The organism is Acinetobacter sp. NCu2D-2, assembly GCF_001647675.1.
Taxonomy (GTDB): domain Bacteria; phylum Pseudomonadota; class Gammaproteobacteria; order Pseudomonadales; family Moraxellaceae; genus Acinetobacter.
This window is the reverse complement of record NZ_CP015594.1, coordinates 2,037,290-2,056,261: the sequence shown is the minus strand read 5'-3', so window position 1 is coordinate 2,056,261 and position 18,972 is coordinate 2,037,290. Positions and strand designations below refer to the sequence as shown.

Annotated in this window: 10 protein-coding genes, 2 tRNA genes and 2 rRNA genes; 6 read left to right on the top strand and 8 right to left on the bottom strand. The window is 42.9% G+C overall.

From position 1 onward, the window contains the following. Positions 1-113 precede the first annotated feature (113 nt). Positions 114-2,867, bottom strand: a complete 2,754-nt coding sequence (gene polA, locus A3K93_RS09790) for a DNA polymerase I (RefSeq protein ID WP_067731068.1) — start codon at positions 2,865-2,867, stop codon at positions 114-116. A 158-nt stretch (positions 2,868-3,025) separates the two neighbouring features. On the opposite strand from polA, the gene A3K93_RS09785 reads away from it, so the two are divergent. Next, positions 3,026-5,734, top strand: a complete 2,709-nt coding sequence (locus A3K93_RS09785; RefSeq protein ID WP_067731067.1) for a DUF2339 domain-containing protein — start codon at positions 3,026-3,028, stop codon at positions 5,732-5,734. Between the two features lie 72 nt (positions 5,735-5,806). Here the strand turns inward: A3K93_RS09785 and A3K93_RS09780 are convergent, their stop codons facing one another. Both A3K93_RS09780 and A3K93_RS09775 read right to left on the bottom strand, forming a co-directional pair. Next, complete coding sequence (locus tag A3K93_RS09780; RefSeq protein WP_067731066.1) at positions 5,807-6,730, bottom strand: mechanosensitive ion channel family protein; 924 nt, start codon at positions 6,728-6,730, stop codon at positions 5,807-5,809. A 9-nt stretch (positions 6,731-6,739) separates the two neighbouring features. Beyond that, a complete protein-coding gene (locus tag A3K93_RS09775; protein ID WP_067731722.1) occupies positions 6,740-7,522 on the bottom strand; it encodes a hypothetical protein in 783 nt (260 codons plus the stop codon). A gap of 140 nt (positions 7,523-7,662) precedes the next feature. On the opposite strand from A3K93_RS09775, the gene gspE reads away from it, so the two are divergent. After that, positions 7,663-9,150 (top strand): type II secretion system ATPase GspE, encoded by a 1,488-nt coding sequence (gspE, locus tag A3K93_RS09770; RefSeq protein WP_067731721.1) that lies wholly within the window; start codon positions 7,663-7,665, stop codon positions 9,148-9,150. Between the two features lie 32 nt (positions 9,151-9,182). Here the strand turns inward: gspE and A3K93_RS09765 are convergent, their stop codons facing one another. From A3K93_RS09765 to A3K93_RS09745, 5 genes are all read right to left on the bottom strand, one after another. After that, the gene (locus tag A3K93_RS09765) at positions 9,183-9,608 is read right to left on the bottom strand and encodes an organic hydroperoxide resistance protein (RefSeq protein ID WP_067731065.1); all 426 of its coding nucleotides are present in this window, start codon (positions 9,606-9,608) and stop codon (positions 9,183-9,185) included. 130 nt (positions 9,609-9,738) lie between these two features. Further along, positions 9,739-10,563, bottom strand: coding sequence for a carbon-nitrogen hydrolase family protein (locus A3K93_RS09760; protein WP_067731720.1), 825 nt, complete (start codon positions 10,561-10,563; stop codon positions 9,739-9,741). A gap of 23 nt (positions 10,564-10,586) precedes the next feature. Next, a complete protein-coding gene (gene gigB / locus A3K93_RS09755) occupies positions 10,587-11,105 on the bottom strand; it encodes an anti-anti-sigma factor GigB (RefSeq protein ID WP_067731064.1) in 519 nt (172 codons plus the stop codon). Between the two features lie 112 nt (positions 11,106-11,217). Then, positions 11,218-12,186 (bottom strand): RsbU family protein phosphatase GigA, encoded by a 969-nt coding sequence (gene gigA, locus A3K93_RS09750; RefSeq protein ID WP_067731063.1) that lies wholly within the window; start codon positions 12,184-12,186, stop codon positions 11,218-11,220. Positions 12,187-12,286: 100 nt separating this feature from the next. Then, complete coding sequence (locus A3K93_RS09745) at positions 12,287-13,174, bottom strand: MlaA family lipoprotein (RefSeq protein WP_067731062.1); 888 nt, start codon at positions 13,172-13,174, stop codon at positions 12,287-12,289. A gap of 543 nt (positions 13,175-13,717) precedes the next feature. Here A3K93_RS09745 and A3K93_RS09740 point away from each other — a divergent pair. The 4 genes from A3K93_RS09740 (at position 13,718) to A3K93_RS09725 (ending at position 18,820) form a co-directional block, all read left to right on the top strand. After that, positions 13,718-15,255: ribosomal RNA gene (locus A3K93_RS09740) — 16S ribosomal RNA — on the top strand. Between the two features lie 61 nt (positions 15,256-15,316). Beyond that, positions 15,317-15,393: transfer RNA gene (locus A3K93_RS09735), tRNA-Ile, on the top strand. 43 nt (positions 15,394-15,436) lie between these two features. Beyond that, a tRNA-Ala gene (locus A3K93_RS09730) sits at positions 15,437-15,512 on the top strand. Positions 15,513-15,926: 414 nt separating this feature from the next. Next, positions 15,927-18,820, top strand: a 23S ribosomal RNA gene (locus tag A3K93_RS09725). The 16S and 23S rRNA genes sit together here with 2 tRNA genes alongside, the layout of an rRNA operon. The last annotated feature ends 152 nt before the right edge of the window (positions 18,821-18,972 follow it).

Here is an 18,972-nt window from a genome sequence, read left to right as displayed (position 1 = left end):
TCCTCCCTTTAAAAAGGGAGGTTGGGAGGGATTTTTTTATCTCCCCAAACCCTGAACAAGTTAAAAGTATTGCTTTTAACGAAGTGCAAGGTAAAGAGGGGCTTCAAGGCGTATTAATGCGCCTCATCCCAATTCATACCTTTACCCACCTCAACCACTAGCGGCACAGAAATTGGTAAGACTGACTGCATGACTTCTGCAAGTTTTGGTGCAAGATCATCCGCAATGTCTTCATCTACTTCAAAGACCAATTCATCGTGTACTTGAAGTAACATTTTGGCTTGATCTTTCGGTAGCATTTTATCCACTTCAATCATCGCAAGTTTAATGATGTCTGCCGCTGAACCTTGTAATGGGGCATTAATTGCAGCGCGTTCTGCAGCTTTACGTACCATCATGTTACGTGCATCAATATCAGGCGTATATAAACGACGTCCCAGAATTGTTTCGACAAAGCCTTGCTCAAGTGCGACTTGGCGAGTGCGTTGCATGTATTCGTAAATACCAGGGTAACGATGGAAGTATTGTTTGATATATTCCTGAGATTCTTGGCGAGTAAAGCCAAGTTGACGAATTAAACCAAACTCAGACATACCATACAGCAGACCGAAGTTAACTGCTTTTGCTTGGCGACGTTGATCATTAGTGACATCTTCAAGCGCAACACCTAGAACTTCAGATGCAGTACGACGGTGGACGTCCTGACCGTGATTGAAGGCATCAACTAAGGCATCATCTTGTGAGAAATGCGCCATGAGGCGTAATTCGATTTGTGAGTAATCGGCTGCAAGTAAAACACGACCTTTAGGCGCGACAAAGGCTTTACGAATTTGACGACCAATTTCTTCACGTACAGGAATGTTTTGTAAGTTTGGATCGGTTGACGACAAACGACCTGTCGCGGTTAATGCTTGATGATAGCTGGTGTGTACACGATGTGAGTCATTATTAGCTTGTTTTTGCAAACCATCGGTATATGTACTTTTCAGTTTAGACAGTCCTCGATAATCCAAAATCAATTCAGCAATTGGGTGCTCAATTTTTTCCAGAATACTTTCACTGGTACTGTATTGACCTGTAGAAGTTTTTTTACCGCCTTTCAGACCTAATTTTTCAAATAGCACTTCACCGACTTGTTTTGGTGAGCTGACATTAAAGGCTTCACCCGCAATTTCAGTAATCTTCGCTTCGAGACTTTGCATGGTTTCAGCAAAGTCAGTACTGAGTTGACCTAAAAACTCAGTATCCAGTGCAATCCCATTTTCTTCCATGCTGGTCAGCACACGTGCAACAGGCATTTCAATATTATGCAGAATATTAACCAACTCAGGATGTGGCTGAAGTTTTTGGCTCAATACTTCATATAGACGATAGGTCACATGGGCGTCTTCTGCAGCATAGTGCGCAGCAGTTTCAATCTCAATTTGATTGAAAGTTTTTTGCTTAACGCCTTTACCTGCAATCTGTTCGAAAGTGGTGGTGAAATGACTCAAATATAAACGTGCTACATCATCCATGCCGTGACGTGTTGCAACAGAATTCAGAACATAAGAAGCCAACATGGTATCAAAATACCAACCTGCCAAATGAATGCCATGATTTTCTAAAACGTGTGCATCATATTTTAAATGATGACCAATCTTTTCAATGGTTTCATTTTCTAAAATAGGCTTGATTTGATTCAAGATGCTGTCACGATCAAGCTGTTCAGGCGCACCCTCATAGTCGTGTGCCAGTGGAACGTAATAGGCATCTTTGGCATCAAAGGCAATAGAGAAGCCGACCACTTGAGCAATACGATAATCTAAACTTGTGGTTTCGGTATCAAAAGCAAAACGTTTTTCTGTACTTAAGCGTTGGAATAAAGCATCCCAATCTGCTTGAGTTAATACAGTGTGATATGTCGCTTGACCCAATTGATCATCATTACTTGTCACTGAAGCTTGATCTTCTGCAGGTGCAGCATCAGTAGTTACCGCTGCTTTTGCAGCTTGTTTATATTTTGCATTATTTGGATTATTCGGATGATCCAAAGACTGTAACTGATTACGGAACTCAAGTTCAGTATATAAAGCACGTAGGGCTTCTACATTCGGTTCTTGCAGTTTTAAATCGTCATAACCAAAGCTAAGATCAAGATCAATCACAATGCTGGCAAGCTGATGATCGAGTGCAATGCCTTCGACATTGTCTTTAATATTTTGACCAACTTTACCTTTAATTTTATCGACATTTTCTAAAATGCCGCCAATCGAGCCGTATTCATTTAAAAGTTTCGCTGCTGTTTTTGCACCTACGCCTGGTACACCCATAATGCCATCAGAGGCATCACCCATCAGAGTTAAATAATCAATAATTTGGTTTGGCCAAACGCCAAATTTTTCGAAGACCCCATCGACATCCAGTGGACGTTCTTTAAAACTGTCTTCTAAAGTCACTTTGTCTGTCACCAACTGAGCCATATCTTTATCGCCAGTTGAAATAAGTACTTGATGACCTAAGGCTTCGGCACGTTTGGCTAAAGTCCCGATAATATCATCGGCTTCAGCACCTGGCAGCATATGTAGTGGAATACCTAAAGCTTTAATTAGGGCATGCAAATATGGAATTTGTTGTGACAATTCGTCCGGCATTTTTGGACGGTCACCTTTATAAATTGGTGACAATTCGTGACGGAACGTTGGCTCTGGCGTATCGAAAATAACCGCCATGTGTGTTGGTCCAATGCGGCGCATCAGTTTTTGAATGGCAGAAATCGCACCACGGACTGCATTGGTGTGCAAACCGGTTGACGTGGTTAACGGTGGCACTGCGTGAAAGGCACGAAATAAAAAGTAAGAGCCATCGACCAAGACAAATGGTGGCATGTAATCAATTCCTTATTCAAATAACCGCACTATTGTACGTGATTTTAATGTTATACGCTGTGACAAGTCTGAGCACAGCTTATCGAATATTGTTGCAAGATGAAATAACACGCTTGAGCTGATATATCATAGCCAAATGCAGAACAGGAAAGACAAGAATGACAACAGGGCAAAATGAATTGCGAATGATTTGGCTGATCAGTTTGATTATTGTTGCGGCAGGGGCATGGTATCTTGATCAGCTAATGTTAAGTTTGTTTTGTGGCTTGGGTCTGATGATCAGTGTGATGCAATATGTCAGTGCTGTTCAGACTCCACTGAATACAACTGCTGAAGCATTACAGGCTCCCATTCAGCGAAGCTCAAAAGTCCCTTTATATATTTCCTCTATTGTCGCAATCATTGGCGGTGTAACTGGACTTGATGGCCTGATGGGTGTTGGCATCACGGCTTGGATTTTCTTTTTGCTTCGATGGTTGCAACGTATTGAAGCCTCGATGCGAATCCTACAACAGGTCTTAAAACATCCGTCTTTACATGTTCAACCTGAGTCAATCCCAGATCATCAGCAGGATGTCACAACAGCACAATCGTCACCATCACAGCATCAGTCTGAGTCTTTGCTTGATCAAATTCAGAATTGGGCATTTAAAGGTAATCCGGTTTTAAAAGCGGCGATTGTAATCTTGGTCATTGGGGTAATTTTATTACTCAGATTTGCGACTGAAAATTGGCAATTAAGTTTGGCCGTTAAACTTGGGCTAGTTGCTATAGTGAGTCTGTTGACAGTTGCAGGTGGTTTCGGACTGCATCGACGAAATCGGAGTTTTGCACTTGCAATTGAAGGCTTGGGGCTTGCAGTACTGTTCTTAACCTTATTTTTTGCTTATTCCAATCAAGTGATCGCGACGCTTGGTTTTGCCAGCCTATTATTTACTTTAATTATGGCGACCACGGTGATGCTGAGCTTAAAGCAAGAGAGTGTCGAGCTGGTCTTAATCGCCGTCATTGTTGCTTATATTGCGCCATTTACCTTACCAAATTTGAAGATTAGTACGGTTGAGTTGGTTACATACTATTTATTTATCAATATAGGTATTGCGTGTTTGACGACTGTCCGACCGTGGAAGGTGTTGAATCAAATCGCCTTTCTCATGACAGCCATTTTTGCTGGTGTTCATGCATTTATATACGCTGATCAGAAAGATCATGTGGTGCTGACTATACTTGTGTTAGCACATAGTGCAATCTTTATATGGTTAGGTCTTCGATATAGTCAACTACTTAGCATTCACGACTTTAAACAAGCCAAGATAAAATCTCTTCTAGATGTCGGATTAATTTTTGCTGCACCCATCACCGCATATGCTTTTCTTTATCTCTTACATTTCAATGATGTGATGTGGCAAGCAGACTTAAGCTTATTTTATGCTCTGATTTTTGCTGTCTGCTGGCAATGGGTTGCACGTCGTAGCAACTTGCCTGTGGTAGCACATAGCTATTTTAGCTTGATGCTGATTTTTTTAGCCCTGATTCCACCGATTTTGCTGCATCAAGAATTCAGTGTAATGGGATGGGCAATAGAAGGGTTTATCATTTATTTATGGTCACTTGAGAAACAGCAGGCTATCGCGCGTAATCTTGCTATGGGGCTGTTGATCATGGCAGGGTTGACCAGTATGTATTATCTCGTTGAGATGAATCCAACCCCGACGCATATTTTCTGGGTACTCAGTATTTGTTATTTACTGGTTGTGGTCTTAAGTCAGTTAAAAGCCAGTTATCGACAACAATTGGCAACATCAGGCGTGACTTTTGTTTGTATTCTAAGTTTTTTAAGTAGTTTAACCATCGCGCTGTTATTAGAAGATCAATGGAATTTGGCAAATAATGAGGTCATGAGCCTTGGTGTTATCACGCTAGTTTTAGCTATTTTAAATGAAATGATTTCTCGTCGAACGCAATCATGGACATGGCAGTTGCCAAAGTGGAGTGGATTACTTTCTTTAATGCTGATTGCGATGGCTATTTTATTCAGTCATAGCACCCAGGCGATGATTCTGTGGGATCAACCTATTGAACAATTGATTTTTGCATTCAGTAGTTTGTTGTTGGTGCGTTTATGGCTTTATCTCAATAGCTCAATCCGCTTATCCAATGAAATTGTCAGTGCAGGTGCATTTGTCAGTTTGACACTGGCAAGTTTGTGTATTGTACCAGCGCTACCTTATATCAGTATGGTGATTTTACCGCTGTTATTTGGACTCTGGTGTTACAAGCAACCTCAAGACTCAAACTGGCAACAACTTTGGCAAAGTAAAAGTACTTTAGCGCTCATGCTCGCTTGGATCGTCTGCTCGCAGCTCTTTAGCCAGCAGGCCTTTGCTTATTATTTAATGCCCGTTTTCAATCCATTTGATTTGGTCAGTCTTGGTATGCTCACAGCATTTATATGGATGTTGCTACAACAAGCTAAAGTCGGGCGAGATAAAGGTCTCGTTGCGGTAATGATGGTGCTAAGTCTACTGTGGCTATCAAGTTATATCGTGCTACGTGCATTACATATGTATGTGCAGACACCATTTAATTCAATCGAAATTTGGTCCAATGCCACAATTCAACTCAGCTTAACTATTCTTTGGGTGGTCTTGGCTTTTATCACTATGTGGTCGGCAACTTGGAAAAAAATTCAGCCAATGTGGATTTTAGGTGGCAGTATTTTGGTAGTGGTGACCCTGAAGTTAGTGTTACTTGACTTATCTCATACGGGCACTTTAACGCGTGTGATTTCATTCTTGTTAGCAGGTGGGGGTATGTTGTTAATTGCTTATATCGCCCCTATGCCAGAGGTAGAGAAGAAAGCTTAATTTCCAAAACTTTTCTCCCTTTAAAAAAGATCATTCCTCCCTTTTTTAAAGGGAGGCTAGGAGGGATTAATGTTATTTCAAATCAGGTTCACGTTTCAGTTCTTGTGCATTTGAATATTGATCAATTTCTTCATTGTCTAAGGCTTGGGAAGGTGGTTGACCAACAAAGCCCATTTTCGGCACAGGAATTTCAATCTGATTTTCCACAAAACCATTACGAATGCGTTCGTGCATTTCATCTTTCACTTTTAAGAAGTTCTCTTGCTGACACCAAACAGCAAATAACAGTTCAATTGAAGACTCACGAAACGCAGTTACAGTCACCGCAGGTTTTGGGTCGGCCAAAACCAATGGATATTTATTAGCAACATCCAATAGCACTTCACGTACTTTAATAATGTCTTCATGGAAATTAATGGCGAGAGTAATCGGAATGCGCCGTATTGGGAATTTCGACAGGTTGTGTACAGGAGCTCGAATCAATTGTTCATTCGGAACACGCACATAAACATTGTCATTGGTCAGAAGTTTGACAGAGAGAAGGTCAATGGAAATCACTTCGCCTTCAACCGTATGTCCACGAATAAGCGTCAGTTGAATGGTATCACCGACTTCAAATGAGCCTTCACCAATCAAGAACATACCGCTGATTAAGTTTGAAGCTGAGGTTTGTGAAGCGAAACCCAATGCAACTGTTAAAATACCAGCAGCACCTAAAAATACACTAAGTTTAAAACCCGCTTCTTTCAGGCTCGCCATCACGAAGATCAAGAAAATAAAATAGAAAATCCCGCGACGCCAAACCAACTGCTGATGTGCATTGAAGCGCGTACCAATGGTGCGAATAAAAGCATTTGATATAAAGCGAGCGACTAAAAAACCAATAAAACTTAAAACGACCGCAACTAAGATTTCCGTCAAACGATCGGTATTGATATTGGTGAAAATTCCTTTGAGGCTATTGGTGACTTCGCCTGAAATGCTTGAATTAGCCATCATGCCTCCTTAGAAAAATGAATCAAACATATTAAAAAGAGTACTTGCTGCATCGCGTGGTGGATGCAAGTATTCCACTTCACCTGCATGTGGTGGTGTGCGATTTTCAATACGAATTCGTGGTGGACGATCTGAGCTTTCATGTAAAACTTTGATCTGAGAGGTCCAAAGTCGTTGGGTACTGGCACTAAAGAACAACGGTAAAGCTACCACCGGCACATTCATACGATCGAAACGTAATTGTTTATGGCTACTATTATGAAACTCAATAGGGGTGACAGCACGGAAGGCACGAGGGCGTAAGAGCTTTAGCTCAGTTCTACCATCAACTGCGGTCGCATAACAGATTTCACCTGAACGATGATTTGGTCCAAACCATGTATCTTTCGGCAAGATCACCGGAATATCAAAAATTGGTTCGCGTTGGCCATCGATAAATCCAGCAATCCATAATGGTGTACTGATATAAAGTGTGCCACTTTGACCCGCAGGAATGTAGATTGGATCGACAGGTTTGATTACGACTGAACGATCCGCCAAACGCGGCATGAGCTGAATTTTGCCTTGGGTACTTTGGAACATGTAACGTTCAATTTTGACCGGTTGAGGAAAACCAAAATGAGGATCCTCAATCTGAAACCATTTTTGCTCATAGTCATATTGCACAGTTGGGCGATAGTATTCCATGCGCCATTCTTGCAACCCACGGGTCAAGCGGAAGAGCAATGAGCCAAATTGCCATGCTTTAGATTCATTGATTTCAAAGGAATATTCTCCCCACCAAGGAATCATTTGGGTTGGTTCGGTCGATGAGCTTTGATCTAATGGCAATGTCCAGTCCTTTCTAGCGAATTCTTTGAAATATACTTCACGCTGTCATGTGCTTAGAGTACACTCAATTTAAATTTTTTCATCATTATTATAAAACTGTGATGCAAGTACTTAAACAATTACAAATTCCTTATAGTTTTGCCAAACGCCATGGTGTGCTGCTTCGCTATGAAGGAGATCAAGCGATTATTGTGCGTCGTGAGAATACCTCTATGCTTGCATTACAGGAAGCGCGTCGTGTACTTGGACATCCTGCACAATATCAACTTTGTACCGAACAAGAATTTAATCAACTGCTCAGCAGTAGTTTTGCAGGGGATAGTGGAGAATCACAACAAGTTGCAGCGGGACTTGAAGATCATCCTGATTTAATGAGTCTTGCAGATTCAGTTCCTGAAGCTGAAGATTTGATGGATCAGGAAGATGATGCGCCCATTGTCCGTTTAATCAATGCATTGTTATCAGAAGCTATTCGAGTCGGTGCTTCTGATATTCATATTGAATCTTTTGAAAAAAAATTATCAGTACGTTTACGTGTCGATGGACAGCTTCGCGAGATTGTACAACCGCGTCGTGAACTTGCTCCGCTTTTGGTATCGCGTATTAAAGTCATGGCCAAACTAGATATTGCGGAGAAACGTATTCCACAAGATGGTCGTATCTCTTTACGTCTTGCAGGGCGTGAGGTAGATGTCCGTGTTTCGACCTTGCCATCATCTTATGGCGAACGTGTGGTGATGCGTCTTCTCGATAAGCAAGCGGGTCGACTCAATATGACTCATTTGGGTTTAATGAATAATGATTATGATCGCTTAAAAACATTGGTGCATCGCCCACATGGGATTATCTTGGTCACAGGGCCAACAGGTTCAGGTAAAACCACAACCTTATATGCTGCACTTTCTGATTTAAATGATGGCTCTAAGAATATCTTGACGGCCGAAGATCCAATTGAATATCAACTGGAAGGAATTGGACAAACTCAGGTCAACACTAAAGTGGATATGACATTTGCCCGTGCCTTAAAAGCGATGCTGCGTCAGGATCCCGATGTAGTGATGGTCGGTGAGATCCGAGATTTGGAAACTGCAGAAATTGCCGTACAAGCCTCTCTTACAGGTCATTTGGTGTTATCTACATTACATACCAATACTGCCATTGGTGCAGTGACCCGTTTAAAAGATATGGGCATCGAGCCATTTTTATTGTCCAGCTCACTCATTGGGGTGATTGCGCAGCGTTTGGTGCGAACCTTGTGTTCACATTGTGCCACTTGGCATCAAGCTGATGAGTTTGAGCAAGGATTATTTGCCCATTTGCATTCAGGTTCTCAGTTAGAATTGCCTAAGCCTAAAGGCTGTGAGCGTTGCAGCCATACAGGTTTTACAGGACGAACTGCAATTTATGAGATTGTGCCTGTCGATGATCATATGCGCCGTCTGATTCATGGTAATGCCGCTGAATATGAAATTGAAAATTATGCTCGTCAACTTTCCGGCTCTATTCGTGATGATGGATTGCGTAAAGTCTTAACAGGTAAAACGACCGTTGAAGAAGTCCTGCGTGTAACCAATGAAGCAGGTGAATAAATACGAAAGCCCACCTATGTGGGCTTTTTATTTTAGGTAATAACGTTCAAGGTGACATCAATATTGCCACGTGTCGCATTAGAATATGGACATACAATATGTGCAGCATCTACAAGCTTTTGTGCTTCAGCAGCGTCCATGCCTTCTAAATGAATATTCAGAGTCACTTCGATACCAAAACCATTTGGAATAGGACCAATTCCTACATCACCTTCAATATAAGCATCTTTACTCAGACTAATTTTATCGCGACTTGCAACAAATTTCATTGCGCCTAAGAAACACGCCGAATAGCCGGCTGCAAAAAGCTGTTCAGGATTGGCTCCACCACCTGAACCACCCATTTCCTTAGGAACAGCAAGTTGAATATCAAAACTGCCATCTGAAGATGTTGCACGACCATCGCGGCCACCAGTGGCTTTGGCGTGAGCCGTATATACTGCTTTTTCTAATGCCATTATTAGATCCCTCATATTTGATGAGTTTTTATCCTGTGGGATTTAGGGCAAAGATAAAGCAGTAATTTTGTAAAATTATGCTGTACAAGAACAACAAATGCAGAAAGTTGGATGAGAAAGGTTGATAGAATTAAAGTTCAATTAAAGTGCGATGTTGAATCAAAGGCATCGATTCACGTACCTGCTTTTGTTCATCTAAATCAAAAGGGACAGTAATTAATTGTGCACCTTCAGTATGAATCATATCTAAAAGTTGTCCGCGACTGTTTGCGGCAGAAGCATGTCCCCAAGTTTGACGCTTTTCACCATGCCAACCTTGTTGTGCTGCACCTAAAACCTGACATTGACTATCCATAGCACGAGCTTGAAGCAATAATTGCCAGTGCATCTGTCCGGTGGTGTAAGTAAATGCAGCAGGCGTAGTTAAAATATTGGCACCTTGGGCACGTAATTTTAAAGCTAACTCAGGAAAGCGTAGGTCATAGCAGACCATCATGCCAATATTACCAAAAGGTGTTTTGGCAACCACTAATTCATTACCCGGCTCAAAAAAAGCTGATTCTTGATAACCGCCCACCGCATCGCCGACTTGCACATCGAACAAGTGAATTTTGTCATAACGCGCTTCAGTTTTTTCGGGACTGATACATAAACTGACAGTACGCACTCGACCATCTTCAATGATAGAACCATCTGGACGAAACGGGCATGGGAGAGTGCCTGCAACGATCCAAAGTTGGTATTGCTGTGCAAGTCTTTCGAGACGTTGTTGAATTTCTTCAAACCGAGCTGCAGTTTCACGTTGCTTGCCTGCGGCAAAACAAACAAAGTTTTCGGGAAAAACAATTAGCTCTGCACCATCAGCTTTACTTTGCTGCATCAAGGATTCAATCACAACGAAATTGGCATCAATATCGTTTTGTGAATTCATTTGTGCAACGGAAAGTAAAGTCATGATGTCGCTCTCGAAATTAAGCGTCATACGTTTTGTTGAGACAAGTTATCTAAGTTTTCTTGCTCTTTTTGAAGTTGTTTCACTAATGGCTCAAACATATTTTGATTGCTTTCATTAAGCTTCATTAGTGTTTTGTGAGCATCTAAAACAGTGCTCAGCATATTACGGTGAGTAATATGCTCATCGATTAACGCACGAGTACATACATTTGGATCACCACAATAATCCAAAATCACGAAAACCTGACCTAAGCCCATGCTATTTGCCAAAGTTGTGATATCGGAGTTTGTAGACAGCATGACTGCTTGAATTTGATGTGCCTGTTTTAGCTTTAAACCAAGTTTGGCAAGAATGCCAAGCACAGTACTATCAATAAAACTGGTTTCGGTAAGATCGACAATCGCACCGACAACACCGTCTTGCTGTTCAATTTTGTTTAAAAGTTTGTCTAGACTAATACAAGATTGGGCACGCACTTCGCCAATAAGCTTAAAAATATGCGTTCCATTCAAACTTGCATATTCAACATGACCTGTTGACATATAAATGCCATTTGCAGAGAAGGATATTAAATTATCCCATAGGGCACATTTATACTCAAGTAGCTGAAAGTTGTAGTCAAATTAAGTCTTTATTAAGACAATGATTATATTATTAAATTATTCTTCTTAAACTTAAGATGGCGATGTCATCTGCAACATGTTCAGGTGCTTGAAATGATTGATTTTGAAGATGATTTACCAGTTGAGCGAACTGTTCGCTAAGACCGCCATCATATAGCTCAAGCGCACCATCAGAGCAGATAATAAAACGTGCATTTTTGGTCAAAATACATTCTTGTTCTTGAACCTCAAGTTCTTCGGTTAAGCCTAAAGGGAAGCTACTAGTCGATAGAATTTTGGGTGCTTCATTAGGTTCAAAGATAATCGGTGGTGGATAATGCCCAGCACTTGACCACTTAATTGTGTGGGTTTCAAGATTCAAAATGCCAGCAATCATGGTGATGTGCTTTTCAATATTTTCCTGTACCAACATGCCATTTAATTTTTTAATTAATTCACGTGGCGTTTTTGAACGACCATGAAAAGCAGCCATCCAAGAAGTTAATAATGAACTGGTCACACCATGTCCTGAGACATCTGCCAAGTAAAACATCACTTCTTTATCGCTAATTTTCCAGTAGTCATACCAATCTCCAGATAAATAAGCAGAAGGTTGGAATAAGGTTTCAACTTTATAATTGGTTAAATCAATCGGATTTGGAAGTAAACGTTTTTGCAGGTCAGCAGCGGAAGGGAGGTCACGACTATCTTGATTACGTTTATATTGGGCATCAATTTTTTTAAGTGCATTGACGGGATTGGCTGGAAGTTTATTCCAAATCCAACCCGCTAAAGCACCTTGTTCCCATGCTTGAGCCAGTTCATTCCCTTCATTTTCTAAAGCCAGAACAATTGTAGGTAGAGACCATTTATATTTTAAATAGTCGTGGACATCCGCAATAGTAATAATCGTAGGATCATACAACTCTCGATCTTCGAGGAAAATCATCTGTACTTCAGGTAAAGCATCAATGACTTGCTCTAAGTATGAAATATCACGAGTGGGTTGAATGAAATACATATAAGTGTGTTTCGATCCTTAGATTGTTTATAAGATGTACTATATCAAGCAAATCATTGCGAGAGAAAACATTTTACTCGCAATGATCCATGAAATGAAATCAAGATTCTGCTTCGTCAGAAGACTCTACTATAGATTCAGATGAGTCTTCTTCAAAGTCTTCAGTATCAAAATCATCATTCCTAAATAAGCTTTCTTCTTCTAGACCTTTTTTCTGCGCGATAGTAAAGCTTTGGCGTTGTAAATAAATATCACGCAATTGAGCGTACTTATCGCCTTGTAAAACTTGATCTATATCTAAAACTTGAGAGCGGGCATCAATTCCACGCCAGATTTGTTCTGGATAATAAATTTCGTCATGGTCTTCAAGAATATATTTTTGTGGTCGAGCTTGGCTATCAACGACACGTCCTACAGTATCTCGGAATGAACTAGGACCTAACACAGGTAGCATAACGTAAGGACCAGAAGGTACACCAAAGTAGCCGAGTGTTGTACCAAAGTCTTCTTCTTCAGAAGGCAGGCCGAAATGTGTGGCAACATCAGCAAGACCTAATGTCGTAATGGTATTAATTGAAAAACGACCAAGAGTTTGAGCTGAGCGTACTAGACGACCTTGCATTAATTGGTTTAAAGCATTCCATGGCTCACCTAAGTTCTTTCTAAACAAGCGTGCCGAATCACGAACATCCGATGGAAATTTAGCAACATATTGAACCGCAAGAGGGCGGGCAATATTTTGGTCTAAGACATCATTAAATCCGTAAATTTTTCTATTAATGGCTTGGAACGGATCTTTTACTTCATCAGATTGGGCTGCATTTGCATCAACATTTATTTGTTCTTTTAAATGCTGAATATTTGTAGACACGCGTTCTTTGATTTTTGCAGACTTACTTAAATTAGATTGAGATTCATCTGCAGCCCAAGCGGAAGATAGGGATAAAACAGAAAATAAACTTATATATAGATAAGAGGTTAAGCGCATGATTCATCCCAATGCTTATTAAAAGTACTTCTTAATGCCACGAATTTTTTGAAAAATTATAAACATAATCTGCATAAATTAACCATTTTAGGTGAAAATTGTGTGATTTTTAATTAAAAAGCTCAAAAAAGAATAAAAATAATACAGTTGTAATAAAATGTTTGAAAAAGGTGTTGCGTGTGCTCTGAAATGCTGTAGAATGCACATCCATCGGCGGTGATGAAGATTAAAACTTCTGATAAAACAGTAACTTAGCATAAAGTGGTTAAGTTGGGTTTTAGAAAGAAAGTTTAAAAATAGTTTTCATTACCAGTTGACTTTCTGAAAAGAAAGCGTAATATAGCCGACCTAGCTTGCTGGTGACGAACCAACAAGAAGATCATTAAGAGATTATGAAGAACAACTTGTGTGGATTTTTACTGGTTGATTGATCGAAATTATTTTCATTGATTGATGGTAGAAATTACTCGAAGTTTATTTGAGAAATATTTGTCAGAAAATTGATGAGCCAAGATTGGCACCCTTTAAGGTGCTACTGATTTTAAACTGAAGAGTTTGATCATGGCTCAGATTGAACGCTGGCGGCAGGCTTAACACATGCAAGTCGAGCGGGGATAGGTAGCTTGCTACTGATTCCTAGCGGCGGACGGGTGAGTAATACTTAGGAATCTGCCTATTAGTGGGGGACAACAGTTGGAAACGGCTGCTAATACCGCATACGCCCTACGGGGGAAAGCAGGGGATCTTCGGACCTTGCGCTAATAGATGAGCCTAAGTCGGATTAGCTAGTTGGTGGGGTAAAGGCCTACCAAGGCGACGATCTGTAGCGGGTCTGAGAGGATGATCCGCCACACTGGGACTGAGACACGGCCCAGACTCCTACGGGAGGCAGCAGTGGGGAATATTGGACAATGGGGGGAACCCTGATCCAGCCATGCCGCGTGTGTGAAGAAGGCCTTTTGGTTGTAAAGCACTTTAAGCGAGGAGGAGGCTCCTGTAGATAATACCTACAGAGAGTGGACGTTACTCGCAGAATAAGCACCGGCTAACTCTGTGCCAGCAGCCGCGGTAATACAGAGGGTGCAAGCGTTAATCGGATTTACTGGGCGTAAAGCGCGCGTAGGTGGCCAATTAAGTCAAATGTGAAATCCCCGAGCTTAACTTGGGAATTGCATTCGATACTGGTTGGCTAGAGTATGGGAGAGGATGGTAGAATTCCAGGTGTAGCGGTGAAATGCGTAGAGATCTGGAGGAATACCGATGGCGAAGGCAGCCATCTGGCCTAATACTGACACTGAGGTGCGAAAGCATGGGGAGCAAACAGGATTAGATACCCTGGTAGTCCATGCCGTAAACGATGTCTACTAGCCGTTGGGGCCTTTGAGGCTTTAGTGGCGCAGCTAACGCGATAAGTAGACCGCCTGGGGAGTACGGTCGCAAGACTAAAACTCAAATGAATTGACGGGGGCCCGCACAAGCGGTGGAGCATGTGGTTTAATTCGATGCAACGCGAAGAACCTTACCTGGTCTTGACATAGTAAGAACTTTCCAGAGATGGATTGGTGCCTTCGGGAGCTTACATACAGGTGCTGCATGGCTGTCGTCAGCTCGTGTCGTGAGATGTTGGGTTAAGTCCCGCAACGAGCGCAACCCTTTTCCTTATTTGCCAGCACTTCGGGTGGGAACTTTAAGGATACTGCCAGTGACAAACTGGAGGAAGGCGGGGACGACGTCAAGTCATCATGGCCCTTACGACCAGGGCTACACACGTGCTACAATGGTCGGTACAAAGGGTTGCTACCTAGCGATAGGATGCTAATCTCAAAAAGCCGATCGTAGTCCGGATTGGAGTCTGCAACTCGACTCCATGAAGTCGGAATCGCTAGTAATCGCGGATCAGAATGCCGCGGTGAATACGTTCCCGGGCCTTGTACACACCGCCCGTCACACCATGGGAGTTTGTTGCACCAGAAGTAGGTAGTCTAACCTTAGGGAGGACGCTTACCACGGTGTGGCCGATGACTGGGGTGAAGTCGTAACAAGGTAGCCGTAGGGGAACCTGCGGCTGGATCACCTCCTTAACGAAAGATTGACGATTGGTAAGAATCCACAACAAGTTGTTCTTCATGACGATGTATCTGAGGGTCTGTAGCTCAGTTGGTTAGAGCACACGCTTGATAAGCGTGGGGTCACAAGTTCAAGTCTTGTCAGACCCACCATCTGCAATAGACAGTAATCAGTACATTGACTTATTGATAAGCTGGGGACTTAGCTTAGTTGGTAGAGCGCCTGCTTTGCACGCAGGAGGTCAGGAGTTCGACTCTCCTAGTCTCCACCATCACTTAAATCATCAGATTTGAGTAGAATGAGTTAAGAATAACCATTCAGTAAGATGAATGTTTAGTTCCTAAGCGATCAAGTGATTAGATCCTAGAGATTAACAAGTAGAAGCGTTATGATACGCACCACTTGATAATCTCTGTGATTTATCACAGTAATGCAATCTGACGAAGATGCATTAAATCATTAACAGAATATATTTGAGTTGAAATAATTTGTTCATACTCGTTAAGACTTAAACAAGCAATTGTTTAAAGATTAATGAGTACTAGCGATTAAACTGAATCAAGCGTTTTGGTATGTGAATTTGATTGAAGCTGTACAGTGTTTAAGTACACGAACAACGAACTGTGAGTCGTAAGACTTGTTGGTTGATCTACTTGTAGGATCGATCGACTGTTTGGGGTTGTATAGTCAAGTAATTAAGTGCATGTGGTGGATGCCTTGGCAGTCAGAGGCGATGAAAGACGTAATAGCCTGCGATAAGCTCCGGGGAGGCGGCAAATATCCTGTGATCCGGAGATTTCTGAATGGGGAAACCCACTTACCATAAGGTAGGTATCATTAACTGAATACATAGGTTAATGAGGCAAACGAGGGGAAGTGAAACATCTCAGTACCCTTAGGAAAAGAAATCAATTGAGATTCCCTCAGTAGCGGCGAGCGAACGGGGATCAGCCCATTAAGTCATATAAGCTTTAGTGGAACGCTCTGGGAAGTGCGACCATAGATGGTGATAGTCCTGTACACGAAAGGGCTTATATGATGATGTCGAGTAGGGCGAGGCACGTGAAACCTTGTCTGAATATAGGGGGACCATCCTCTAAGGCTAAATACTCCTGACTGACCGATAGTGAACCAGTACCGTGAGGGAAAGGCGAAAAGAACCCCTGTGAGGGGAGTGAAATAGATCCTGAAACCGCATGCATACAAGCAGTGGGAGCATCTTCGTGATGTGACTGCGTACCTTTTGTATAATGGGTCAGCGACTTACATTCAGTAGCGAGGTTAACCGTATAGGGGAGCCGTAGGGAAACCGAGTCTTAATAGGGCGTTTAGTTGCTGGGTGTAGACCCGAAACCGGGTGATCTATCCATGAGCAGGTTGAAGGTTGGGTAACACTAACTGGAGGACCGAACCCACTGTCGTTGAAAAGCCAGGGGATGACTTGTGGATAGGGGTGAAAGGCTAATCAAACTCGGTGATAGCTGGTTCTCCCCGAAAGCTATTTAGGTAGCGCCTCGGACGAATACCATTGGGGGTAGAGCACTGTTTCGGCTAGGGGGTCATCCCGACTTACCAAACCGATGCAAACTCCGAATACCAATGAGTACTATCCGGGAGACAGACTGCGGGTGCTAACGTCCGTAGTCAAGAGGAAAACAATCCAGACCGCCAGCTAAGGCCCCTAAATTATAGTTAAGTGGGAAACGATGTGGGAAGGCATAGACAGCTAGGAGGTTGGCTTAGAAGCAGCCACCCTTTAAAGAAAGCGTAATAGCTCACTAGTCGAGTCGGCCTGCGCGGAAGATGTAACGGGGCTAAAACTATATGCCGAAGCTGCGGATTTGCAATTTATTGCAAGTGGTAGGGGAGCGTTCTGTAAGCCGATGAAGGTGTGTTGAGAAGCATGCTGGAGGTATCAGAAGTGCGAATGCTGACGTGAGTAACGATAAAACGGGTGAAAAACCCGTTCGCTGAAAGACCAAGGGTTCCAGTCCAACGTTAATCGGGGCTGGGTGAGTCGACCCCTAAGGCGAGGCCGAGAGGCGTAGTCGATGGGAAATTGGTTAATATTCCAATACTTCTGTTTAATGCGATGAGAGGACGGAGAAGGTTAAGTCAGCCTGGCGTTGGTTGTCCAGGTGGAAGACAGTAGGCATGCATCTTAGGCAAATCCGGGGTGCTCTATGCTGAGAGTTGATAGCAAGCTGTACTTGTACAGCGAAGTGGCTGATACCATACTTCCAGGAAAAGTCTCTAAGCTTCAGTTAAACAGGAATCGTACCCGAAACCGACACAGGTGGTCAGGTCGAGTAGACCAAAGCGCTTGAGAGAACTCTGCTGAAGGAACTAGGCAAAATGGTACCGTAACTTCGGGAGAAGGTACGCTGCTTTTGGTGATGGAACTTGCTTCCTGAGCTGAGAGCAGCCACAGAAACCAGGCCCCTGCAACTGTTTATTAAAAACATAGCACTCTGCAAACACGAAAGTGGACGTATAGGGTGTGATGCCTGCCCGGTGCTGGAAGGTTAATTGATGTGGTTAGCGCAAGCGAAGCTATTGATCGAAGCCCCAGTAAACGGCGGCCGTAACTATAACGGTCCTAAGGTAGCGAAATTCCTTGTCGGGTAAGTTCCGACCTGCACGAATGGCATAATGATGGGGGCGCTGTCTCCAGCAGAGGCTCAGTGAAATCGAAATCGCCGTGAAGATGCGGTGTACCCGCGGCTAGACGGAAAGACCCCGTGAACCTTTACTGCAGCTTGACATTGAACTTTGATCTTACTTGTGTAGGATAGGTGGGAGGCTTTGAAGTCGTGACGCTAGTTGCGATGGAGCCAATCTTGAAATACCACCCTGGTAATATTGAGGTTCTAACTCTGTCCCGTAATCCGGGACGAGGACCATGTCTGGTGGGTAGTTTGACTGGGGCGGTCTCCTCCTAAAGAGTAACGGAGGAGTACGAAGGTGCGCTCAGCGTGGTCGGAAATCACGCGTAGAGTATAAAGGCAAAAGCGCGCTTAACTGCGAGACCCACAAGTCGAGCAGGTACGAAAGTAGGTCTTAGTGATCCGGTGGTTCTGTATGGAAGGGCCATCGCTCAACGGATAAAAGGTACTCTGGGGATAACAGGCTGATACCGCCCAAGAGTTCATATCGACGGCGGTGTTTGGCACCTCGATGTCGGCTCATCTCATCCTGGGGCTGAAGCAGGTCCCAAGGGTATGGCTGTTCGCCATTTAAAGAGGTACGCGAGCTGGGTTTAGAACGTCGTGAGACAGTTCGGTCCCTATCTACCGTGGGCGTTGGAAATTTGAGAGGATCTGCTCCTAGTACGAGAGGACCAGAGTGGACGAACCTCTGGTGTACCGGTTGTGACGCCAGTCGCATCGCCGGGTAGCTATGTTCGGAAGGGATAACCGCTGAAAGCATCTAAGCGGGAAGCCTACCTCAAGATAAGATTTCCCCGAGACTTTATGTCTCCTAAAGAGCCGTTGAAGACTACGACGTTGATAGGTTGGATGTGGAAGTGCGGTGACGCATGAAGCTGACCAATACTAATTGCTCGTGAGGCTTGACTATACAACACCCAAACAGTTGGTGTTGTTGATCAAATCATCATCACAATAACTTGATTTAGTTAACGCTAAAGATGAACGAAGAATAAGCAAACGCGAAAGCGTTTGCCTGAGTGCAAGGCATAAAGCTACGCTTTATGTTACACTCACAACTCA

Coding starts and splice junctions, on each gene's coding strand:
- polA (WP_067731068.1), bottom strand. CDS start 2,867: ATGCCACCATTTGTCTTGGTCGATGGCTCTTACTTTTTATTTCGTGCC.
- A3K93_RS09785 (WP_067731067.1), top strand. CDS start 3,026: ATGACAACAGGGCAAAATGAATTGCGAATGATTTGGCTGATCAGTTTG.
- A3K93_RS09780 (WP_067731066.1), bottom strand. CDS start 6,730: ATGGCTAATTCAAGCATTTCAGGCGAAGTCACCAATAGCCTCAAAGGA.
- A3K93_RS09775 (WP_067731722.1), bottom strand. CDS start 7,522: ATGATTCCTTGGTGGGGAGAATATTCCTTTGAAATCAATGAATCTAAA.
- gspE (WP_067731721.1), top strand. CDS start 7,663: ATGCAAGTACTTAAACAATTACAAATTCCTTATAGTTTTGCCAAACGC.
- A3K93_RS09765 (WP_067731065.1), bottom strand. CDS start 9,608: ATGGCATTAGAAAAAGCAGTATATACGGCTCACGCCAAAGCCACTGGT.
- A3K93_RS09760 (WP_067731720.1), bottom strand. CDS start 10,563: ATGACTTTACTTTCCGTTGCACAAATGAATTCACAAAACGATATTGAT.
- gigB (WP_067731064.1), bottom strand. CDS start 11,105: ATGTCAACAGGTCATGTTGAATATGCAAGTTTGAATGGAACGCATATT.
- gigA (WP_067731063.1), bottom strand. CDS start 12,186: ATGTATTTCATTCAACCCACTCGTGATATTTCATACTTAGAGCAAGTC.
- A3K93_RS09745 (WP_067731062.1), bottom strand. CDS start 13,174: ATGCGCTTAACCTCTTATCTATATATAAGTTTATTTTCTGTTTTATCC.